This is a genomic window from Algibacter miyuki (assembly GCF_030409805.1).
GTDB lineage: Bacteria > Bacteroidota > Bacteroidia > Flavobacteriales > Flavobacteriaceae > Algibacter > Algibacter miyuki.
Genome location: NZ_JAUFQP010000013.1, coordinates 258,849 through 282,345 on the forward strand (window position 1 = coordinate 258,849; position 23,497 = coordinate 282,345).

Sequence of the window (23,497 nt, forward strand, 5' to 3'; positions counted from 1 at the left end):
ATTTTGAAAGGTCTTTTTTTATGGAATAAACTTAAGTTTAAAAAGAAAAGTTGTTTCTAGTTTACTTTCTCCGCAGCTTTAATTTCATCAATAAATGTTTGCAATTCTTTTCCATATTTCGACGCTTTTACTTTTGGAGTTAAAGATTTATTAATAGTATCTAATAGCGTGAGTTTAGCATTGTAAATTTCAGATAGTGCTAAATAAGGAGCCACTTCGCTGTCTTTATTATTAAGTGCGAAATTCACTGTAAATAAATAACGTCGTTTTATAATATTATCATATTGTTTTTCAATAGTACTAATCTTAGAAGTATCACCTTCTCTTTGGGCATCGAATTTATCTTTTATTAAATCTAAATTTCTACCGTTGAATTTACTAATCATCTTTCGGTAATCGTCTAATACTTTTTGTTGTTCCGATCCTTTAATTTCGGCATCATAAGTAAAGTTTTTTAAGGTCGAATTAATTTCAGTAATACCTTTATCTGCAAAAAACGAAATACCATCTTCTTGTGCGCTATTTTTATCTAAAAATAAAAAGAATATCTCCGGAGATTCAATAGCACTATGTAATTCGAAATTAGAATTCCCATTCATAACAAGAGAATCGACATTCACTAGTGCGGAATCGTTTAATTTCTTTAGGTAAACAGTCCCTTTTTTTAAACCAGCTATATGGCCTTTAACCGTTAAATCGTGCTGTTTTTCACCACAAGAAATCATGATACAAACTAAAAATAATAAAAATACTTTATTCATGGATATATGCTTTTTTTTAAGAGAAGCAAATATCTCACTTTTATATTTTATAAACTAATACCATTATTTAATTATTAGAAGTTAAAATATACCCAAAATAAGCTTTTTAAAAAGTTTGGCACAAGGTTTGCTTATATCATAATAGTTGCATTCTTATATAAACGGTTTATTGAGTGGTTACTTTAAACTTTAGAATTGCAACTCATATTTTGATTGGTTAGTTAGAAAAAAAGCATTCGTTTACGGATGCTTTTTTTGTGCCTTAAACTTAAAGTCCGTTTCGCCTATATGGGAAAAATACATATGCATTTCGTCGATGTTTTTATTTATTTTAGCATTAAGTGTTAAAAAAAGATGTATTTCGTCGATTTTAATTGTTTTTAAGCGTCGTCTTTTGTTTAAATCTTATATATTTGTAGTGTTCTAAATAATACAATTTTTGGATCAATGGATTAATTAATTAGTGTTTGCATTGTGTTGTTTAATTGGATTTCCATATTAAGTTACATAGTATAAAAGCAAATAATTTAAAAGCCGAGTTTGAGGGAACTCGGCTTTTTTTATGCCTAATTTTTAGAGACAATTAATTTTGGCTAAATTTGCTAATATGAAGTCTAAAGTTGTTTTATTTTTTTTGCTAAGTTCTCTATTTTCGTTTGCACAATTACCAGATGGTTTTGTTTACGTTACCGATGTTATTCCTACTTTACATGTCGAATTACGCTACCATACCGATAATAATTTTGTAGCAAAACCTGTTGATGGATATCGTTCTAACCGATTAATACTAACCAAGCAAGCAGCGGAAGCCTTAAAATTGGTTCAAGACGAATTGGAAAGTCAAAACTTATGCTTAAAAGTATATGATGGCTACCGGCCGCAACAAGCTGTAAATCATTTTATACGTTGGGCTAGAGATTTAAATGACACTGTAAATAAAACAGATTTTTATCCGAAGATTAAAAAAAGAAGTCTGTTTAAAGCAGGATATATTGCAACACGGTCAGGGCACAGCCGCGGAAGCACCATAGATTTAACCATTATTGATGGTAATACAGGTGAAATTTTAGATATGGGAAGTCCTTACGATTTTTTCGGAGAAGCTTCTTGGGTGAGTTATCCTAATATTTCTGAAGAACAAAAACGGAACCGTCAGTTATTACAAAATGTGATGTTGAAAAATGGTTTTAGAAACTATTTTAAAGAATGGTGGCATTTTACCTTACGCTGGGAACCGTTTCCTAAAACATTTTTTGATTTCCCGGTAGAGTAGACGCTATAGCTGTATTAATAAAGTCTATTTTATTTCAAAAATATTACTCAATAATTTCGCAATCACGAATATATATATTCTGCAAAGGCCAATCGCCTTCTCCTGTATCAACAGCAGCAATTTTATCAATAACGTCCATACCTCGGGTTACGTGTCCAAAAACGGTATAATCTCCATTTAAAAAATGAGAGCCACCATGTTGCTGTATGATAAAAAACTCATAAGGCGATGCTAGTTTGTGCGGATTATCAATAGCACTACTAGGCATAGAAATAACACCGCGATCGTGTTTAAAACCACGCTTAGTGTCTGGAGGAAGTAAGTATTTCCCTATTTCCCCGCGTTTTTTAGAAATTTCAATATCGTCGCTATTTCCGGCTTGTACCATATAATCATCAATAACACGATAAAATTGAGTGTTTACAAAATATTTTTTCTTCGTTAGAAAAATAAAGTTCGAACGGTGAAACTTGGTTTCGTTGTAAAGTAATATATCAAAGCTACCCAAATCGGTCGTTATACGCACTTTATTTTCTTTGTGATGTTTGTCGTATTCTAAAAAAAACTCCATCGCACTTCTCGAATCTAGCTTTTCAAAAGTATCAGTAACTTCAACAATACTGTCTTTTTTAACTGGTTTTCTTAACTCAGTTTCAGTTGTGTTTTTCTTCTTAGATTGTTTATCTTCACAATTGAGAAATAAAAAAAAGAAACTTAAAAGCAAAACTAGACGCATATCAATGAATTTTGATGAATTTTTAAAATCGGTATCAAAAATAAAAAATATACCGCTCCCAGCCGAAGTATCTCAGTTTAAAATGGTGCCATCTTTTCGTCAGAAGCTATTAAAGCAACAAACGGAAGCCATAAAAAAGGCGAAATATGCCGGGGTTTTGGCGTTATTTTATCCGAATGAAGTAGGTGAAACTCACTTCGTTTTAATTTTGAGAAAAACGTATAAAGGCGCACATTCTGGTCAAGTTGCTTTTCCAGGAGGGAAGTTAGAGGATGAAGATACCACGTTAGAAATGGCTGCCGTTCGAGAAACCTTTGAAGAGGTTGGTGTGCCTATGGAAGCTATGACCGTTTTGCGGGAGTTAACCGAGGTTTATATTCCGCCAAGTAACTTTTATGTGTATCCTTTTGTAGGAATTACGCATAAACAGCCTCGATTTACCAAGCAAGAAGATGAAGTTGAAGCTATTATTGAGGTCGATTTGGAACATTTTTTGGATGAAAACAGTATCGTTGAAAAAACGGTAAGAACATCTTATAGTGTTGAAGTTGAGGTTCCTGCGTTTTGTTTGAATGGCCATGTAGTTTGGGGTGCAACTGCCATGATGTTAAGTGAAATTAAAGACTTATTAAAACAGCTTTTGTAATCTACTAGAATTGTTACATTTGTATTTAGTATATTAACTAACCAATTTGACGCGTGATTTATGGGATTGTTTAAGAAAAATCCGTTCGGACACATATTATTTTTAAAGAAATGGCTTATCAGAATCTTCGGAGTGATAACCCATAGACGCTTTCGTGGATTTAACGAACTACAAATAGAAGGCTCGGAAATACTTAAAAATTTACCAGACACTAATGTGCTTTTTGTATCCAATCATCAAACCTATTTTGCCGATGTTGTGGCGATGTTTCATGTTTTTAATGCGAGTTTAAGTGGCCGATCCGATTCTATAAAAAATATAGGATATATCTGGGATCCGAAACTTAACATCTACTATATTGCGGCAAAAGAAACTATGAAGGATGGATTGTTGCCAAAAATTTTGGCGTACATGGGGTCTATTAGCATCGAACGTACTTGGCGTTCAGAAGGTAAAGATGTTAACCGTCAGGTGAAAATGAGTGATATTTCTAGTATAGGAAAAGCACTAGATGATGGTTGGGTTATTACCTTTCCACAAGGTACTACCACACCGTTTAAACCTATTAGAAAAGGAACTGCGCACATAATAAAAAGATACAAACCTGTTGTTGTACCTATTGTTATTGATGGTTTTCGTAGATCGTTTGATAAAAAAGGATTATTCATTAAGAAGAAAAATATTTTTCAATCCTTTGAAATAAAAGCACCCTTAGAAATAGATTACGAAAACGAAAGCCATGCAGAGATTGTTGAAAAATTAGAATATGCTATTGAACAACATAAATCGTTTTTAAAAGTAGTCTCTCAAAAAGATCTTGCAGCACTTGAAGAATTGAATAAAAAACGCGAATGGTAAAACATAGTGCTTTTATTGTTTACCGTTTACCATTAAATTCATGCCAGAAACAGCCGCACTCGACCAGGTATTTTCAAATTTAAAAACTTATTTTGGTTACGATTCTTTTAGAATCAATCAGCAAGCCATTGTTGAGTCTGTACTCAATAAAAAAGATTGTTTGGTTATTATGCCAACGGGTGGTGGTAAATCGATGTGTTTCCAATTACCAGCCTTATCTTTTAAGGGTGTTACCATTGTTATTTCGCCATTGATTGCCTTAATGAAGGATCAGGTCGATGGTTTAAATGCGAATGGTATTCCGGCATCTTATTTTAATAGTAGCCAAAGTAGCGACGAGCAATTCGGTATTATTGAAAGCGTTATTAAAGCCGAAATAAAACTGCTTTATGTGGCTCCGGAAAGTTTGGCTGCGCTTCAAAATATTTTAACCGAAAAATATATTAGTTGTATTGCCATAGATGAGGCGCACTGTATCTCGTCATGGGGACACGATTTTAGACCGTCGTACCAACAACTCGGTTTTTTAAAAACTACCTTACCCAATATTCCATTTATTGCCTTAACGGCTACTGCTGATAAAGCCACACGAGAAGATATTGTAAAACAATTACGTATTGAACATGCGCAACGTTTCATCTCATCTTTCGATAGAGAAAATATTGGGTTAGAAGTGCGAACAGCTAATAACCGAATTTCTCAAATTGTTAAGTTTATAAAAGCGCGCCCCAATCAATCGGGGATTATTTATTGTTTAAGCCGGAAAACCACCGAGCAATTATCTAAAAAATTAAAAGCCAATAGTATTCCAGCGGAAGCTTATCATGCGGGTTTAACCTTTGATAAACGTTCTAAAGTTCAAGAATCTTTTATACACGATAAAACCCAAATTGTTTGTGCTACGGTAGCTTTCGGGATGGGTATTGATAAATCTAACGTGCGTTGGGTTGTGCATTATAATATGCCGAAAAATATCGAAGGGTATTATCAAGAAATTGGACGAGCAGGGCGAGACGGATTAAAATCGCATGCCTTATTATTCCATAGCTATGCCGATGTTATTCAACTTCAAAATTTTGCAAGTGGCGCTACTAATGAAGCTGTTCAGATTGCGAAATTAGATAGAATGAAGCAGTTTGCCGAATCGACCACCTGCCGACGAAAAATTCTGTTGAGTTATTTTGGAGAACTACTAGGTGGGAACTGTGGCAATTGTGATGTTTGTAAAAATCCACCACAATTTTTTGATGGCACTATTATCGCTCAAAAAATACTATCGGCTGTTTATCGTTTGAAACAACAGGAAGCCATGGGGACGATTATCGATGTGCTTCGTGGTTCGCAAAATGCTAATGTTATTTCAAAAGGATATGATCAGGTTTCTACCTTCGGCATTGGTCGCGATATTTCATGGCAACATTGGCAACATTTTGTAATTCAATTGGTAAATCAAGGCTTTTGCGAAATCGCTTTTCATAAAAATAATGCCTTGCAACTTACCGAGTTCTCTAGTCAGGTTCTGTTTAAAGCCGCTAAGGTTGCATTAACAAAACCGATTGCAGTTACCGAAATTAAGCCTGTAGTTAAGGAGCGTAAAACCCGTGTAAAACGAACAAAAACACGAACAAAAACGAAAGCCAAGCCGGCAGTTAGTAGTTTATTTGAAAAACTTCGCCAGTTGCGTTATAAAATTGCGTCGGAAGAAGGGATTCCCGCTTATTTGGTGTTTAGCGATGCTACGCTGAAAGAAATTGAACGCGAACGCCCAATGAGCGAAAACGAGTTTTTAAGTATTAGCGGAGTGGGGCAACGTAAACTTGAGGTTTATGGTGATGAGTTTATGGCGGAAATTATGAATTTTATGGGCTCTAAAGTAAAGAAACCTAAAAAAGGTGATACTTATACCAAGACTTACGAGCTTTATAAATCTGGGTTATCTATTGAAGAAATAGCGATGGAACGTAAATTAAATACCACTACTGTATATTCGCATATTGCTAAATTATACAGTACAGGAAAAAAAATAAATTTATACGATTTTGTTTCCAAAAGTGATGTAGAAGCGGTTCGAGAAGCAAAAGTAGCTTTAAAATCTCCAAAGGCTTTACGTGCCTATTACGACTATTTTAACGAGAGTATCGATTATTTTAAAATTCGTTTAGCACTGAGTATTGTTGAAAAAGACTAACGGGTTTCTGTTATGGTTGTTTAAAATAAGTTAACTTCGTTTTTAAGCCATTAAAGTTTAATAAGTATGCCCGCACCTTTATTTGAAGACGATATTTTTGATAAGCAAGATTACACCGTAAACCGAATTCCAAAAGGAGATTATGAATATTGTACGTTTAAAAATTGCAACTTTTCTGAAAGCTTTTTATCTGAAGTTCGGTTTTTAGAATGTGAGTTTATAGCATGTAATTTGAGTTCGGCAAATTTGACAAGTAGCTCTTTTCAAGATGTTAAGTTTATGGGGTGTAAAATGCTAGGTATTCATTTTGAAAGTTGCAATAGGTTTGGTTTTGCGTTATATGTTGATGATTGCCAGCTCAATCATGCATCATTTTATCAAGTGGATTTAAGTCAGACGAAAATTGTGAATTCTAAACTTCAAAATGTTGAGTTTACGGAAGCTAATTTAAGTAGTTGTGTTTTTGATGGCTGCGATTTTCAAGGGGCTACTTTTGAAAACACGAATTTAGAAAAAGCCGATTTTCGTAAGGCGATTAATTATGGTATCCATCCGGAACGTAATAAAATAAAAGGTGCTAAGTTTTCTTTGGAAGGTGTACCGGGACTTTTAACGCGTTATGGTATTGTGATTGAGGGCTGATTTCTTATTATTTGTCATGTCGACGGGAGTAAACATATTATTTTCTTCATTCTGAATATGTAAAACGACTCAAAGATAAACCTAAGCAAACCTAAAAAACATTTTGATAAGTAGAAGTTTTGGCTGGTTAACCTGCGTTAAGGATTGCAGTGGAAAGCCCACAGGCCGACGTAGGAGGTGCGAGGACTTGCAGCGGAAAGCCTGACCTGCAAGGGAACGCCCAAATTTAAAGTTCTAGTTTTTTTAATTCGGTATAATTTCGGTTTAAACGTTTTAATAATAAGCCGTAAATGAGTTTGTAAAACAGCCAAATAACAAGGATGAAAATACAGGTAAATAGTATTAAAAATACTAAAACAAGCATCATTTTGGTGTCGCCAAATGTGGCTAATTGATGTGTTACTTTAGGGTCGTTGTGTAGGGCGTAATAAAACCCGACGATTAGTGAAGCGCCCGCCATTACTAGGTTGTAGAAGACGTAATATTTAATTACTTTTCTTGTTTTTAGTATGTTTTCCATGAGTCTTTTTGCGCTATCGGTTACGGAAATCGATTTGTACGATTTGTAGAGTAAATAGCTGAAAAAGATGATGACGACATAAGTGAACATGGTGATTATGGTGAGCACGGTTTCGTTGGTGTAAATGGCTTCTAGCTTGGCTTTATATTCGGCAGAATAAAAGTAAGGAAGGGTGTTTATGAGGATCCAAAACACGAGTTCGGCAATGCTAATGTAGAATAAAGTCTTCACGATGGAGGACGATTTTTTGCGTAGCATCGGGTAAATATCGTTTACCGTAAGTTTTTTATGATCGGCTTTGGTGGTGTTCCAATCCTTTTTTAAAATATCTAATTCATCCATAGGGTTACGGATTTAATATGGTTCTAAGTTTGGTCTTAATTCTATTCATTTTCACTCGGGCATTGACTTCACTTATTCCTAGGGTTTCACTGATTTCTCTGTAATCTTTATCTTCTAAATACAAGAATACAAGGGCTTTTTCGATGTCGTTAAGCTGGTGCACTGCTTTGTAAAGTACTTTTAATTGTTCTTCTTCGGTATCGTCGTAATCTTCAGCTTTTATTTTGAAGGATACACTTTCGAAATCTTGTGTGGTTATACTTCGTTTCGATTTTCGATACAGTGTTATCGCCGTGTTTAATGCGACACGATACATCCATGTACTAAATTTTGCATCGCCACGAAATTTCGGGTACGCCTTCCATAATTGGATGGTTATTTCCTGAAATAAATCGTTGTGGGCGTCATAGTTATTGGTGTACAAACGACAAATTTTGTGTCCAATATTCTGATGCTTTTCCAGCAATTCTACAAAACTATGTTCTAGCTCTTTATTCAATGTGATGGGTTAGTTATTTTATAAGTAGTTGTTTTAATTGAATTGTTACAAATAATTTTAATTATTTTTTTAGATGATGTTTTAATGGTTTGTAATGTATGTTTTTTTAGGAAAATAATAGGAATAAAAAAACGGTTCAATAAAATTTTTTTTAACTGAAATGATAGCTAAACACATTTTATTGAACCGTTATTTAGTAAGGTTTATGCTGTGTTTTTTTAGTTCACAGAAATAAGGTCGATATCAAAAATGAGTACAGATCCTGCAGGAATGCCATTGTAGTAATAATTTCCATAAGCTAAATGTGCAGGTATTAAAAGTTTACCACTGCCACCTTCTTTAAAATAAGTGATACCTTCTGTCCAGCCGGCGATAACTTGGTTTAGGTCGAATGAAACACCTGAAGCATCACTTGAATCAAAAGACTCTTCGTCTGTATAATAACCTTCATAAGCTACGGTTACATTATCGGTTTGGGTTGGTTGGTCTCCGGTACCTTCCTCTTCAATAATATAGTATAGGCCGCTATCGCTTTTTTCGGCGGTTAAGTCGTTATCTTCAAGATACTGTACAATCTGTTGGTCGTTTTCAGTTTTATAATTCACATAAATTAATTCGATGTCAAAAATAATTACAGAACCAGCAGGTATATCGTCAGTTGATCTGCTGCCATAACCTAAATGCGCTGGGATGATTAATGTGCCGGTGCCACCTTCATTAAAGTACTGAAGTCCTTCTAACCAACCGTATATTAAGTTGTCTAAATAAGTATCGTATCCTTCGGTGTTGTTTTCAAAAACGCTACCATCGGTTAAGTATCCTTTATAGGCTACTTTAACGCGGTCGCCTAAAACGGGTTTTTCTCCAGTGCCTTGTTCGTCTATTATGTAGTATAAACCAGAGGTGCTTTTTTCTGCATCTATATTGTTATCTGTAATATATGCTTGGATTTCTGCGTCGTTTTCAACGGAGTAATCAATAACGTCTTCTGTTTTACTACATGAGGTGATGAATAGTAATGTAATTGCAATTAATAAGGTGTTTTTCATTTTTCTTTTTTAAGCAAATATAGCTAGAAATATTTGGTGTTTTGTAGGGCGACTCTTTTTTACTAATCCACCTTTTTTAAACGTAGCGTTTCATTGCTGTCTAAGTCGAAAAATGTAAGTGTTAAATTTTCTCTTTTATAACTAACTGTGTTGCTTAAAGCGTTATTGAAACTATCTGGGATTTGCATGTCTAAACACAATTTTTGAGTAGAAGCTAGCTTATCAAAAGTAATTTGGTTAGATTTTAGTTTTGTAATGTCTCCTGTGTAATTGTTACAACCATCGGTGCCATAAACTTTCATTTTGGTTAGGTTTATTTCTAAAGTTGGAGTGTTTGCAGTCGCGGTTATCGCTTTGCCGTTTATGTTGGTAACAGCCCAAATATCATGTAAACCTAAAGCGGGATCTTGCTTCTTTTCTAAAACTTTGATAAGACTATATGTAATTGAGGAAGCATCAGCAGGTCTATCTTTTTTATCTAAAGAAGTTTCTTTAACTTTTAATTTTTGGAGGTATCCGGTTTCAAACTTAAAGCCTTCAATAGGCGCGTAGAAGTTTAACCATTTGGCATCGTTGAGATTTTCGCCTTTATAAACTTGCATGCACGTTCTAGAGCCATTGCCGCCTGTGCAATCCGATTTTATACTATTCACCCAAAGTGTGGTGGTTTTTGATGCACTGCAAGAGGTTAAAAGGAAAGCAAAAATCAGGGTGAAAGAGAGGTTTTTTAAGAATGTCATAGTTCTGTTTTTAGTTTGAAATAATGTTGAGGTTTTTTGAGAATAATCAAAAGGTATACCAAATTAGGACAAATAAAAAACCACCTTGTTTTCACAAAGTGGTTTTAGTTTTTATTGTTTCCGCGAAAGCGAAAATATATAGCTTACTTAATCATTTCGTAGCTACGTTTAATAAAGTTTGTTAATTCTTCACCTTTTAATAATCCTTGAGAAAGGCGTGCTAAATCTAAACTTTGCGTAATTAAACGTTCTTGAGTTTCTTTAACTTCGGTTGCTAAAATATCACTAACTAAAACCGAGTTTGTATTTACAATTAAGTTATACATTTCTGGCATGTTACCAAACATTTGCATACCGCCACCACCTGTAGCTTGCATTTCTTTCATTCTACGCATAAATTCTGGTTGCGTAATTGTGAATGGAGACTCGTCGCTATCCATAGATTCTAACTGAACTGTGAATTTTTCTGCAGGGATAACTTCTTTTAATAAAGCTTCTAAAGTTTTAGTTTGATCTTCATCTAATTTAGAAATAGTGGTTTCGTCTTTCTTAATTAAATTATTAATATGATCTCCATCAACACGAGCAAAAGTGATGTTTTCTTTGCTGCTTTCTAGTTTTTGTATTAAGTGCGATACAATTGGAGAGTCTAATAATAAAACCTCGTAGCCTTTAGCTTTTGCAGACTCGATATAACTGTGTTGTGCATCTTTATTAGAAGCATAAAGGATAACTAGCTTACCATCCTTATCGGTTTGATTTGCTTTAATTTTGTTAAATAATTCCTCGTAAGTATAGTGTGCACCATCAACGGTTGGGTATAATGCAAAGGCATCTGCTTTTTCGAAGAATTTCTCTTCAGAAAGCATTCCGTATTCAATAACAATTTTAATATCGGCCCATTTAGCTTCAAAATCTTCACGGTTCGAGTTGAAAAGTGATTTTAATTTATCGGCTACTTTTCTAGTAATGTAAGACGAAATCTTTTTTACAGCACCGTCGGCTTGTAAATAAGAACGCGATACGTTTAAAGGAATATCTGGAGAATCGATAACACCACGTAACATGGTTAAAAATTCTGGCACAATCCCTTCTACATTATCGGTAACGTATACTTGGTTTTGATACAGTTGAATTTTATCCTTCTGCATTTGCATATCGTTCGACATTTTTGGGAAATATAAAATTCCTGTTAAGTTGAACGGGTAATCTACGTTTAAGTGAATGTTGAATAACGGATCTTCAAATTGCGATGGGTATAATTCGCTGTAAAAGCTCTTATAGTCATCCTCTTCTAAATCTGCTGGTTGTTTTGTCCAAGCTGGATTTGGATTATTTATAATATTATCAACCGTAATCTTTTTGTGAGGTTCGGTTGTTTCCTTACCGTCTTCATCTTTAGTTGTTGCTGGCGTAAATTCTGGATCGTTTATTTCTTTAGTACCAAATTTAATTGGCACAGGCATAAACTTGTTATACTTAGAAAGTAACTCAGAAATTCTGTTTTCTTCTAAAAATTCAGTTGAATCTTCAGCAATATGAAGGATAATTTCTGTTCCACGATCTGTTTTGTCCGATGCTTCTAATGTAAATTCAGGTGAGCCATCGCAAGTCCAATGTGCAGCAGGATCTTCTTCTCTATGAGATTTGGTAATAATTTCAACTTTTTCTGCAACCATGAAAGCTGAGTAAAAACCTAAACCAAAATGACCGATAATTCCAGAATCTTTAGCCGAATCTTTATATTTATCTAAAAACTCTTCAGCTCCAGAAAAAGCCACTTGGTTAATATATTTTTCAACCTCGTCAGCACTCATCCCTAAACCTTGGTCAATAATATGAAGCTTTTTACCTTCCTTATCAATTTTAACCTCAATTTTTGGATTGCCATATTCCGCCTTAGATTCACCAATACTTGTTAAGTGTTTTAACTTTAAAGTGGCATCCGTTCCGTTACTAATAAGCTCACGTAAAAATATTTCGTGATCGCTGTATAAGAATTTTTTAATTAACGGAAAGATATTCTCTACCGATACATTAATACTTCCTTTTGTCATGATTTTATAGTTTTTATTTTTCTTTTCCGCGAAGACGGAAAACTGTTTATGTTTTTATTTACTGAGATGTATTAGTCAACAAAAATGCCAATTGAACAAATATGACAAACTGACACTTTTTTATTTAAGTTAAAAAACTTCTAAAATATTGTAGAAGAAAACTGTAGTGAAACAATTTTTTTCGTTTTGAAGAATAATGAAAGATTTCTTTTATGAATTAAATGTTTCCGGAAATAGCATTGTAAATAGCCGTTTTTACTGCGGTTTTCATAAAATTGTTTTCTGAGGATTTTTGATTGATTTCAATTTCAATACCTAAATAATACTCAGGAAATTGTTTACGTAAATAGGTGGTAAACCCGTCCGATTTTCCTAAGTATGGATAATTGTACCGTACATTTAAGTCGGAATCTTGCTTCAAAATGTCATGTTTTAAAGCTTTGCAAAAGTCTTTTTCTTTTGTTTTTCGGGAGTCGAAAAGTAAACAAATATCGCCATGTCTTTCTTCGGAATTAAAAATAGGAGTGAAGGAATGTACCGAAATATGAAGCACTTTTTGCTGATTTATAATTAACTTTTGAATAGCCTGTTCTACGGAATTTCTATATTCTAGATATTCCGAAATTAACGCGTCTTGATCTGGTTTTGAAAGCTGTTTTGAAAATTCAGAAAACAAATTTTTATGATGTAAAGAGCGGTTAAGCTCTATCAATAAACGACTTCTAGTACAGTAAAATGAGGCGTACGACAAAGATTTTAAATGATTGAAAACATCTAATGCGCCCAAATCGAAACCACGATGCGTTTCTAAAATAGCTTCGTGGTTTTTAAAAATTCCGCTGTATTTTTTTGGGATGTCATTACCGCCATGCTCACAAGACAAGATGAGTTTCATGAGGTAAAAAGTTGATTTTCCGCTAAACAATTAGCTAGTTTGGAATACACGTTTTTAATGTTTTCTTGTGAAAAGTCAGTGTTTAGCGCCTTTAAAATTCGAGTTGAAAGTGTGCCTTCGGATAAAATAATATCTAGAGCTTCGTAATGAGAATCATCTATTGAAGGTTTTGCTAAGGCATACAAATGTTTCCAAAGGTCTTTAACGGTACTCGCTTTTGAAATTCCAAAAAGTTGCAAATATTCAAGGTTTGAAATATTATGATTTTCGGCATCTTTTATCGTTTCATTTAAAATTGAAAACAGGACTTCTTTAGACCACGTTTTTTGTTCATTTAAAGGTGCTAAAGTTTCATTTACTAATAATTTTAAGACTTCAATAATAAGCACACAAATGGCAATGTCGGCTTTCGGGCATTCCTGAATGTCTACCAACCTAATTTCAATAGCATTTCTATCAAAACGAGCAATGGCTCCTCTTGAGTTTAAAAAATGATGTTCTAGAATATTATCCGTATCAAACGGTTTTATGGCTTTGTTTATAGGTTCAAAAATAGTTTTTGCATACGCTTTTTTAGAAAACACGGCTTCTGGAATCACAGAGCCAGTCATTTCAGGAATTTCTTTTTGGTTGGTTTTATAATACTCTAATCGGGTGTCTTTAAAACCGGTAACTTGGCCCTCTAAAATAGGGGAGCTCGCGCATAACCCAGGAATTAAAGGTAAAATAACCCGGATGGCAGCATGTAGTTTTTCAAACTCGGCATCATCAAAAAAAGGCAAGTTAATATGCGTACTTTGCACGTTGCTCCAACCATGACCTTTACAGTTGAAAATTTTATTATACAACTCGTACACTTCACTATAGCTGTGTTTCCATAACATGGTGTCTGTTTCTGGATTCATTAACGGATGAGATGCCGTTGGTAGAAGTTGGCTGTTTTCTTCCTTTAAAAGCGTATTGATTTCTATTATATTCTTATGAAATAATCCTGACAAACTATTCAAATGGGCAGTTGGGCCATTGGTTTTTAATTCCACAACATGAGCTACTAATTCATTGCTCCAGGCAATGGCTCCATTATCAATATCACCAGCAAGTTCACCCTTTTTTTTAGTTAAAAGTGTGTCTACAATAGGCGCAACTTTAAAGCTGTTTGTGTTTATAAGCATGTATTCTAACTCAATGCCATACACTTCAAATAAATGATATTTTTTCGCCATCTTACTGTACTCTTGTTTTTAATGCTGATAAAATTTTGGTGTAAATTAAATCTCCATAATATTCATCTTCCACACCAAAATCGATGTTTGGGTTGTCGTTAATTTCTATTACCATCGGTTTATTGTTCACCACTTTGATGTCAATTCCATATAGGCCTTTGCCCATTAATTTAGCCGATTTTAAAGCCATTTTCAAAACTTTTTTCGGCACTTTTTCAATCGGTAAACATTCGGCGTCGCCATCTTGTTCTTGTTTCTTTTTAGCTTTCCAGTTATAAATTTGCCAGTGTCCTTTGGCCATGTAATATTTACAGGCATAAAAGACTTCATCGTCAATAATTCCAATACGCCAATCATAATCCGAAGGGCAAAATTCTTGAGCAATAATCAAGTCTGATTCTTTTAACATCTCATCAACTAATGCCGTATACTCTTCTTCTGTTTTGGCTTTTTTTACTCCAAAAGAAAAGGTTGAATCTGGTGCTTTTAAAACACAAGGTAAACCCACTTGTGCTAAAACATCGTGCCTATTTTCTTTATGTACAATAACCGTTTTTGGTGTGTCAATATGGGCGTTATTTAATGCTTCAGCCATATAGACCTTATTGCAGCATTTTAAAATAGCATCGGGGTAGTCTATAATAGCAATGTCTTCCTGTTGTGCCTTTCGGGCAAAGGCGTAAGCTTCATTATTTACTTCGGTGCTTTGTCTAATAAATAGGGCGTCGAAAGAGGTGAGTCGACCTAAATCTTTAGGTTCAATAATTTCGGCGTAAATATTCATTTTTTCAGCAATATCAATAAACTTTTTTAAGGCTTTTGGATTGCTTGGTGGCGCCGGATCATTCGGGTTTACCAAAATGGCCAAATCAAAATCCGATCGTGTTAGTTTTGGCGTGTCGTATCTTTTTTTAGAAAAATACTGATTTGCAAATTCATAAACACTCTCTAAATGTTCTTCTGGTATTTCAGATTCCGAAATGGCCTTAATACTCTGAATATGCCATTTGCTATTAAACGAAAACTTCACGCGCAAAAAAGGCACCTGAAAATGTTTATAAAACAAGCTGCTTAATTCTTTGTATTTCTGCGCCACATTCTGTCCAAAATAAATGCTTAAAACAAACTCGCGAGATTTAATGTTTTTTAAACTTTGCTGAATGACATTATCAAAATCTTCCGAAACAATTTTCACAAGTTTCAAATCTTTTAGGTCCACTAAGTTTTTCACCGTCGGAATGGCGCTATGGCCACGTGCTTCGGCTAATAAAGATACATAGTATCCTTTAGTTTGATAGTTGTAGTTTTTACATAAATTAAAAATTCTAGCTTTTTTAATTTGCGAAAATTTTAAATCCGTGAGGTATTCTTGAGAAGAAATTACGGTAATATTGTTAATAGAAAACTTCCATTTTTCAGGTTGATTAACAACAATATATTTATTCATTAAAGTGCATGATAGCGGTGTATATTTTACACGAATGTACTTTATTTTTTAATAGGTTTTACAAAGTGATAAAATAATTTTTCGGCATATTAAGTTGTTGGATTTTAGCTGTTTGTGCTGGTTTTTAGTTAGCGGTTAGTCTTGAGGTTTTGTGGTACTTTAAGTCGATTATATGCATAACTAAAAACAAAAGTTCTAATCTGTAAAATGAAGATAAAAAGAGCCATAAGTATATCATATTAAGTAAGCTTAGAGCGAGCTGTATTTTATAAGCTAATTGAAAAATACAAGCAGGTTTTTAAAATGTCAATTGAAATTTGAAGAATACCGCCAGTTGTTGTATTTTGGCTTTCTAATCGACTCTAAATATGTACAATTCAAAAATAACTGGCTTAGGTAAATACTTACCTGATAACGTGGTGACAAACGACGATTTGTCTAAGTTAATGGATACCAACGATGCTTGGGTGCAAGAACGCACAGGTATTCAAGAACGCCGCTGGATTAAAGAAGGCACCGAAGATACCTCGGCCGTTATGGGAGCAAAAGCTGCCCGAATTGCCATAGAACGCTCCGGTTTAACCAAGGACGATATCGATTTTATTGTATTTGCTACCCTAAGTCCCGATTATTATTTCCCTGGTTGTGGTGTGCAAATTCAAGACATGCTCGATATGCCAACCATTGGCGCTCTCGATGTGCGTAATCAATGCTCCGGCTTTGTGTATGCTATTTCTGTGGCCGACCAGTTTATTAAAACCGGCATGTACAAAAATATTTTGGTCATTGGAGCCGAGTATCACAGTAACGGACTCGATAAAACTACGCGAGGTCGTAGCGTAAGCGTAATTTTTGGCGATGGTGCCGGCGCCTGCGTACTTTCTCGTGAAGAAGATAACAACAAAGGTATCCTCTCCACACATTTACATAGTGAAGGTAAATATGCCGATAAATTAATAGTAGAATCCCCAAGTATTGGCCATTGGGTTCCCGAAATTAAGGCTGCTGGAGACGACGATTTAACCTATTTTCCATACATGGATGGTCAATTCGTGTTCAAACACGCTGTGGTGCGTTTTAGCGAAGTCATCATGGAAGGGCTCGCGAAAAATGGCTTACAAAAGGAAGACATCAACATGTTAATTCCGCATCAAGCCAATTTACGTATTGCTCAATTTATTCAGAAAAAGTTCGGATTGCAGGACGATCAAGTATTTAATAACATTCAAAAATACGGTAACACCACCGCCGCATCCGTTATTATAGCGCTTACCGAAGCCTGGGAAGAAGGCAAAATCAAACCCGGCGATAACGTCGTTTTAGCCGCCTTTGGAAGTGGTTTTACTTGGGCAAGTGCCATTATAAAATGGTAAAAAGTTTAGAATATTAAGATTTTTGGCGTTCCCTTGCAGGTCAGGCTTTCCGCTGGAAGTCCTCGCACCTCCTACGTCGGGCTGTGGGCTTTTCACTGCAATCCTTAACGCGAGCTAATCCGCTAAACAGGAGACGTACTAAAAGGTATCTAATATTTGCTGAAATTTATCGGCAACGCGAGAAAAGTATAACTGATGTAAATATGAATTTACATATTATCCTTGGTAGCCGAATCACTCAAACTAAAAACGTCCACCGGAATAACATCACCAATTTGCATAGTATTCACCTGAATGTTTCCCACGCGAACGCGCACTAAACGCAAGGTTGGAAATCCCACAGCCGAAGTCATTTTCCGAACCTGTCTAAACTTACCTTCGTTCAACGTTACCGAAACCCAAGATGTTGGGCCATGTCTATCATCTCTAATTTTTTGTTGCCGTGTGGGTAAATCCGGAATGGTCTCTAATTTAAACGCTTTGCACGGTTTGGTTTGGTATTTTTTACCTTCAAAACCAATTTCAACACCTTGTTGCAGTGCCGTTATAGCTTCCGCAGAAATATCGCCATCAACCTGAGCATAATATTCTTTTTCAACCTTTTGGCTATTTACAAAATCGCTCATTTTTCCGTCAGTGGTTAAAAGTAATAAACCTTCCGATTTTTCATCCAAACGTCCGATGGCCATAATTCCTTCTGGAAAATCATGAAGTGCGCCTAGAAATTTTTTGCGTTTTTGTTGTGTAGAATTAGAGTAAAACTGACTTAAATACCCAAAGGGTTTATAAATTATGAAATGTTTATGTTTAATAGTGTGTTCAGAATGGTTTTCGGTCATTTTAATAAAATAATACGATTTACAATTCTCCTTTCAGAATACGATACACTAGCGCTTTCGTTGGCGTTTGCCCGTTAATTTTAGATTTAACCGTATCAAAGGTCATTTTAAAATCGCAACCCGATTTATACGCGCTACACCCATAAGCTGTTTTTCCTTTCATAACCTTGCCTGTGTTACATTTTGGGCAAGTTAATTTATCATCGTCTGGTTGCGCTGTTTGGGGTTTGGTTTTCGTTTTGGCTTTTACTTTTGGTTCTAGTTTCAGTTTAAAATCGTCATCAAAACGAAGTAAACCTTCCACCGTTCCAGCATCGGTTTTAAAACCTTTTAAATTCACTGTAGATCCTTTTTGAAGTAAGCGTATAAATTGCTTTTCAGAAATTTTCTTTTCACCAAAACTAAAAGGTAATACAAATTTACAGCCGTCTTTATAAGCACTGCAACCGTAAGCTGTTTTTCCTTTTAAGAGTTGTCCTTTTTTACATTTCGGACAAACCTCTGCCATAATTCCGGCTTGCTTTTTCACCGTCGCTTTTGCGGCTCGGCTTTTTACCACATTGGCTTGCGAAATATTGGCACGTTTGGTTTCGCTTCGCACTTCGTAAACCAAAGCATCTACCATGCGTTTCATGTTTTTTATAAACGCACCTGCGCTATAAGTGCCTTTTTCAATATCTTTTAATTGTTTCTCCCAAGAACCTGTAAGTTCGGCAGATTTCAACAATTCATTCTGGATGGTGTCAATTAGCAAAATACCCGTAACAGTCGGCAATACTTGCTTTTTGTTTCGTTTTATGTATTTTCTTTTAAAAAGTGTTTCAATAATATTGGCTCGTGTTGATGGTCGGCCAATACCGTTTTCTTTCATTAAATCTCGTAATTCTTCATCGTCTACCTGCTTACCTGCCGTTTCCATAGCACGTAACAAAGTAGCCTCTGTAAACTGGTTTGGCGGTTTGGTTTCCTTTTCTAAAAATGAAGGTTCGTGCGGGCCTTTTTCTCCTTTAACAAAGGTTGGTAAAATACCCGATTCTTTTTCTTTCGCATTCGGGTTTTCAAAAACAACACGCCAACCTTTTTCTAAAATTTCTTTTCCTGTAGTTTTAAAAACAACATCGGCTGCATTACCTAAAACCGTAGTGTTTGATACAATACATTCATCATAAAAAACCGCAATAAAGCGCTTGGTTATAATATCGTAAACCTGTTGTTGGTTGTACTGTAAATTAATTTGAATCCCGGTTGGAATAATAGCGTGGTGATCGGTTACTTTTTTATCGTTAAAAACCTTAGTCGATTTTTTTATTTTCTTCCCTAAAAGCGGTTCTGTTAAAGCGGCATAACTGGTTAGTTTTTGCAATATACCAGCGACTTTAGGATAGACATCATTTGGTAAAAAAGTGGTATCTACTCTAGGGTAAGTTACTACTTTTTGTTCGTACAATTTCTGAACAATTTTCAACGTTTCATCTGCCGAAAACCCAAACTTGGTATTGCAATATACCTGTAGTCCGGTTAAATCGAATAATTTTGGCGCATATTCCTTGCCTTTCTTTTTGGTAGTCGATTGTATTTCAAACTCGCTTTCCTTTACTTTATTAGCCATAGCTTCACCATCTTCTTTTTTAAGAAAACGGCCTTCTTCATAACTAAAAAGGGTTTCGCGATATAGGGTTTGTAATTCCCAATAGGGTTGAGGTTTAAAGTTTTCAATATCTTTAAATCGGCCAACAACCATGGCTAATGTTGGTGTTTGCACACGCCCAACCGATAATACTTGTTTGTAGCCACCGTGTTTTACGGTATATAATCGGGTGGCATTCATACCTAAAAGCCAATCGCCAATGGCTCTAGAAAATCCAGCATAATATAAATTATCGTAATCTTCCGAAGGTTTTAAATTCTGAAATCCTTCTTTTATGGCTTCTGTAGTTAAAGAGGAAATCCATAAACGTTGTACTTTACCTTTATATTCGGCCTCGTTCATCACCCAACGTTGAATAAGTTCTCCTTCTTGCCCAGCATCCCCACAGTTTATAACCACATCGGCTTTATCAAATAAACTTTTTACAATTCTAAATTGCTTCTGGATACCATCATTTGCGACTACTTTAGTCTCAAATTTTTCTGGTAGCATGGGTAAATTATTTAAATCCCAACTTTTCCAATAGGGCTTATAATCATTGGGTTCTTTCAATGTGCATAAGTGTCCAAAGGTGTATGTAACTGCATAACCATTACCTTCGTAATAGCCATCACGTTTAGTGTTCGCTCCTAAAACAGTAGCAATTTCGCGGGCAACACTTGGTTTTTCAGCTATACAGACTTTCACGTATTGGGGTTTAAAATAGAGGGTGCAAAATAAGAATTTTGGGGCGTATATAAACCAGGATTTGTTAGGAGTTATTAACGATTTTTAAATCTCTGGATAATGATAAATTTATTCGAGTTTTCTTATAAATCGCTATTATTTAGTTGGTTATTTTTTTGAATTGCATTTGTGTAGCTAAAGTAATACTTGGCTTTTTCAAAAAAGTTGGCAAATCCCTGTATTCGGGGGTGGTTATGCTTTGGGCAATTCCTACATTTGCAAATGCCTTTTAATTTAAAATTTATTATTGCATTTCTCATTTTATGCTGTACCACTGTGTGTATGGCACAAACGGCGGGGTCTGTTCAGTTAGAAAACGAAAAGGTCGATTCACTTTTTTACTATTTTAATAATGGAGCCGATAAAAAAGCGTACCAAGCATCTCATCATATTTTACGCCACATAAAAAGCAATAAAGCTATTGCCAATGCCAATTTATTATTGGCGCATTACCATAATAAATATGCGGCCATAGATTCTTCTATTTATTACACCAACCAAGCGCTTAAACATAAAAGTGTTGTAAACGACTCTTTAGGGGCTCGGCTTACTATATTGGCTTACCAACTATTGGCTATTAATAATAAAGATAAAGGGTTGTTTCATGAAAGTAAAAAATGGCATTTAAAAGGTATTGAATTAAGTGAAAAGCATCATGAAACCAATCTGTATTATTCGCATTTGCACGGGTTAGCAAGCACTTATATTGCGCTAAATAAAACGACAGAAGCTTTAGGTATTTTTAAAGATTGTATTAAAAACTCTAAAGATCCAGAAATTATTTTAGGAAGTTATATCAATTTAGGATCCATATATTCTTCGTTATATCAGTATAAATTATCGAATACTTATTTGCAAAAAGCTAAAACGATTTGTGAGAGAAATACGCACGACAAACAAGCTTTAATAAGTATTCTTATAAATATAGGTGATAATTATTTGAATAATGGCGACATCAATAAAGCCCTGTACACTTATGAAGACGCGAAAACGGAAAGTCGTAAAAATAAGTTAGTCAATTTGGAACTTATTTTAGATGATAAAATTGGCACTGTTTTATACAATGAAAATAGAAACGAAGAAGCACTTTTAATTTATGCAAGTGCTTTAACAAAAGCGATGGGCTTGGGTGTATTAAATATCCAAATGCATAGTTATATGATGTTGGAGAAAATTTCGGCAAGGCGAAACGATTATAAAAACGCGTATATCTACGGCGAGCGCTATAATGAGATAAAAGACTCTATTGATAATTTACAAAAGGAAAAAGAAATTAACCAATTAGAAATGAAGTTTGAAACACTTCAGAAGGAAAAAACCATAAAATTATTAAAAATAGAAAACTTAAATAAGAGTTTAAATATTAAGAATAAAGATGCCGATATAGAAAAATACAAACTTCAGGAAGCTATTATTGCAAAGCAAAATGAAAATCGGGTTTTACAATTACAAAACGGTGTTGAGAAACGTAAAAACGAAATTGCTTTACTTAAAGAAAAAGAGCAATTAAAGGCATTGGAGTTAGATAGAGAAAAGACGATAAAATATATTGTTCTGGTGGCGTTTTTCATTTTATTGGTGCCCACGGTTGGTCTTTTAATTATTTATTATCAAAAATTACAAGCCCAAGGTTTGCTTAATTTAAAAGAAAAAGAAATTAATGCCCAACGAGTGAGTTCCTTAAAAAAAGATCAAGAAATAAAACTGATTAAAGCTTCTATTCGCGGTCAAGACCATGAACGAAAAAAGATAGCTCAAGAAATGCACGATAGCATTGGTGGAAATTTGGCAGCTATAAAATTGCAATTCAGTCAGCTTGCTAATCATCCGGATAAAGTCAATTTAATTTATAGTCAATTAGATGATACTTACGAACAAGTACGAAATTTATCGCATAATTTACTACCAAAAAAAATAAGAGAAAACGATTTTGTATCCTTAATTAACGAATACATAAACACCGTGCAAGAAGCCAGTAATATTGCCATACAGGTTTCTTTTTATGATGAAGATAAAATTAATGAGTTGGATAAAATATTACAAAATGAGTTGTTTTCCATTTTTCAGGAACTCACTACCAACACGCTAAAATACGCTAATGCCACAGCAATAGACATACAGCTCGATTTATTAAACGCCTGCCTGTTTTTTGTTTATGAAGATAACGGCGATGGTTTTGATGTCTCGCAAACCACATTGGGTATTGGGCTAACAAATATAAAAAGTAGAGTAGAAAATTATAAAGGGATTATTCATATTGATGCAAGCCCAAACCGTGGCACTAATATCAATATAGAAATCCCTATAGAAAACCATACAAATGAAGCATAACCTAATTATAGCAGACGATCATAAAATGTTTTTAGATGGCTTATTAAGCATTCTTAAAACAGAAAGTAATTACAATATTTTGTTTACCGCAAAGCACGGTGGCCATGTTAAAAAATATATATCTATAAATACTGAAGAAAGAATAGACCTTGTAATTACCGATGTTACCATGCCTGAAGTGGATGGTATAGCGCTAAATAAATGGATAAAAGAAACCTCGAGCAGTATAAAAACGCTAGTGGTAAGCATGCACAATACTCCGGAAATTATAGATAATCTTATTGAAAGTAATGTGGATGGCTATCTTCAGAAAAACGCGCAAAAGGAAGAGTTTCTAAAGGCTATAGAAACTATTTTAGGTGGCGAAAAATATTTTTCTTCAGAAATAAAAGACATCTATCTGAAAAACAAATTTGAAAAAAATAAAGAAAAGGAAATTAAACTCACCAAACGTGAGGTTGAAGTAATTTCGTTAATTGCTGAAGAGTTTACAACTCAAGAAATTGCCGATCAGCTTTTTTTAAGTAAACACACCATAGAAAGTTACCGTAAAAACTTAATTACAAAACTGAATGTTAGAAATCTTGCTGGTCTTACCAAATACGCCATAAAAAAAGGTTACGTATCTTCTTAAATTACAAAATAAATCATCATTCATATAAAGGCTCCTTAATTTAGGGAGTCTTTTTTTTTGTAAAAATCTT

At 34.5% G+C, this 23,497-nt stretch carries 20 protein-coding genes; 8 read left to right on the top strand and 12 right to left on the bottom strand.

Going from position 1 to position 23,497, the window contains the following annotated elements; translation table 11 throughout:
• Positions 1-56: 56 nt before the first annotated feature.
• On the bottom strand, positions 57-761 hold the full coding sequence (locus QWY92_RS13410) for a DUF4369 domain-containing protein (RefSeq protein WP_290272112.1): 705 nt from the start codon (positions 759-761) through the stop codon (positions 57-59).
• A gap of 607 nt (positions 762-1,368) precedes the next feature.
• Here QWY92_RS13410 and QWY92_RS13415 point away from each other — a divergent pair.
• Entirely contained in the window at positions 1,369-2,034 is a 666-nt protein-coding gene (locus QWY92_RS13415) for a M15 family metallopeptidase (protein WP_290272114.1), read from the top strand.
• Between the two features lie 43 nt (positions 2,035-2,077).
• On the opposite strand, the gene QWY92_RS13420 is transcribed toward QWY92_RS13415, so the two are convergent.
• The gene (locus tag QWY92_RS13420) at positions 2,078-2,770 is read right to left on the bottom strand and encodes a peptidylprolyl isomerase (protein WP_290272116.1); all 693 of its coding nucleotides are present in this window, start codon (positions 2,768-2,770) and stop codon (positions 2,078-2,080) included.
• 4 nt (positions 2,771-2,774) lie between these two features.
• On the opposite strand from QWY92_RS13420, the gene QWY92_RS13425 reads away from it, so the two are divergent.
• The 4 genes from QWY92_RS13425 to QWY92_RS13440 all read left to right on the top strand — a co-directional run bounded on the left by QWY92_RS13425 (position 2,775) and on the right by QWY92_RS13440 (position 7,104).
• Positions 2,775-3,416 (top strand): NUDIX hydrolase, encoded by a 642-nt coding sequence (locus QWY92_RS13425; RefSeq protein WP_290272118.1) that lies wholly within the window; start codon positions 2,775-2,777, stop codon positions 3,414-3,416.
• 60 nt (positions 3,417-3,476) lie between these two features.
• Entirely contained in the window at positions 3,477-4,274 is a 798-nt protein-coding gene (locus QWY92_RS13430; RefSeq protein WP_290272119.1) for a lysophospholipid acyltransferase family protein, read from the top strand.
• Between the two features lie 40 nt (positions 4,275-4,314).
• A complete protein-coding gene (gene recQ / locus QWY92_RS13435; protein ID WP_290272121.1) occupies positions 4,315-6,462 on the top strand; it encodes a DNA helicase RecQ in 2,148 nt (715 codons plus the stop codon).
• Positions 6,463-6,528: 66 nt separating this feature from the next.
• Positions 6,529-7,104, top strand: coding sequence for a pentapeptide repeat-containing protein (locus tag QWY92_RS13440; protein ID WP_290272123.1), 576 nt, complete (start codon positions 6,529-6,531; stop codon positions 7,102-7,104).
• A gap of 226 nt (positions 7,105-7,330) precedes the next feature.
• Here QWY92_RS13440 and QWY92_RS13445 read toward each other — a convergent pair whose 3' ends face one another.
• From QWY92_RS13445 to QWY92_RS13485, 8 genes are all read right to left on the bottom strand, one after another.
• Entirely contained in the window at positions 7,331-7,966 is a 636-nt protein-coding gene (locus tag QWY92_RS13445) for a DUF8845 family protein (protein ID WP_290272125.1), read from the bottom strand.
• A 4-nt stretch (positions 7,967-7,970) separates the two neighbouring features.
• Entirely contained in the window at positions 7,971-8,465 is a 495-nt protein-coding gene (locus QWY92_RS13450) for an RNA polymerase sigma factor (RefSeq protein WP_290272127.1), read from the bottom strand.
• Between the two features lie 218 nt (positions 8,466-8,683).
• Positions 8,684-9,514 carry an FKBP-type peptidyl-prolyl cis-trans isomerase gene (locus tag QWY92_RS20440; protein WP_336622099.1) on the bottom strand — a complete coding sequence of 277 codons (831 nt, stop codon included), beginning with the start codon at positions 9,512-9,514 and terminating at the stop codon, positions 8,684-8,686.
• A 62-nt stretch (positions 9,515-9,576) separates the two neighbouring features.
• Positions 9,577-10,254: a DUF4377 domain-containing protein gene (locus QWY92_RS13465; RefSeq protein ID WP_290272129.1), complete on the bottom strand. Its 678-nt coding sequence runs from the start codon at positions 10,252-10,254 to the stop codon at positions 9,577-9,579.
• 143 nt (positions 10,255-10,397) lie between these two features.
• Positions 10,398-12,311, bottom strand: coding sequence for a molecular chaperone HtpG (gene htpG, locus QWY92_RS13470; RefSeq protein ID WP_290272130.1), 1,914 nt, complete (start codon positions 12,309-12,311; stop codon positions 10,398-10,400).
• 217 nt (positions 12,312-12,528) lie between these two features.
• On the bottom strand, positions 12,529-13,206 hold the full coding sequence (locus QWY92_RS13475; protein WP_290272132.1) for an N-formylglutamate amidohydrolase: 678 nt from the start codon (positions 13,204-13,206) through the stop codon (positions 12,529-12,531).
• Positions 13,203-14,429, bottom strand: coding sequence for a glutamate-cysteine ligase family protein (locus tag QWY92_RS13480; protein ID WP_290272134.1), 1,227 nt, complete (start codon positions 14,427-14,429; stop codon positions 13,203-13,205). Before QWY92_RS13480 ends, QWY92_RS13475 begins: the two co-directional genes overlap by 4 nt.
• Before the next feature lies 1 nt (position 14,430).
• Positions 14,431-15,876 (bottom strand): RimK family ATP-grasp domain-containing protein, encoded by a 1,446-nt coding sequence (locus QWY92_RS13485; RefSeq protein WP_290272136.1) that lies wholly within the window; start codon positions 15,874-15,876, stop codon positions 14,431-14,433.
• Positions 15,877-16,244: 368 nt separating this feature from the next.
• On the opposite strand from QWY92_RS13485, the gene QWY92_RS13490 reads away from it, so the two are divergent.
• Positions 16,245-17,249 (top strand): 3-oxoacyl-ACP synthase III family protein, encoded by a 1,005-nt coding sequence (locus tag QWY92_RS13490; protein ID WP_290272138.1) that lies wholly within the window; start codon positions 16,245-16,247, stop codon positions 17,247-17,249.
• Between the two features lie 209 nt (positions 17,250-17,458).
• On the opposite strand, the gene QWY92_RS13495 is transcribed toward QWY92_RS13490, so the two are convergent.
• Both QWY92_RS13495 and QWY92_RS13500 read right to left on the bottom strand, forming a co-directional pair.
• Complete coding sequence (locus QWY92_RS13495) at positions 17,459-18,088, bottom strand: pseudouridine synthase (protein ID WP_290272140.1); 630 nt, start codon at positions 18,086-18,088, stop codon at positions 17,459-17,461.
• A gap of 19 nt (positions 18,089-18,107) precedes the next feature.
• Positions 18,108-20,423 carry a type IA DNA topoisomerase gene (locus QWY92_RS13500; RefSeq protein ID WP_290272142.1) on the bottom strand — a complete coding sequence of 772 codons (2,316 nt, stop codon included), beginning with the start codon at positions 20,421-20,423 and terminating at the stop codon, positions 18,108-18,110.
• 321 nt (positions 20,424-20,744) lie between these two features.
• Between QWY92_RS13500 and QWY92_RS13505 the strand changes: the two genes are divergently transcribed.
• The gene (locus QWY92_RS13505) at positions 20,745-22,793 is read left to right on the top strand and encodes a tetratricopeptide repeat-containing sensor histidine kinase (RefSeq protein ID WP_290272143.1); all 2,049 of its coding nucleotides are present in this window, start codon (positions 20,745-20,747) and stop codon (positions 22,791-22,793) included.
• Positions 22,783-23,427, top strand: a complete 645-nt coding sequence (locus tag QWY92_RS13510) for a response regulator transcription factor (protein ID WP_290272145.1) — start codon at positions 22,783-22,785, stop codon at positions 23,425-23,427. The genes QWY92_RS13505 and QWY92_RS13510 overlap by 11 nt, the downstream gene beginning before the upstream one ends.
• Positions 23,428-23,497: the final 70 nt, after the last annotated feature.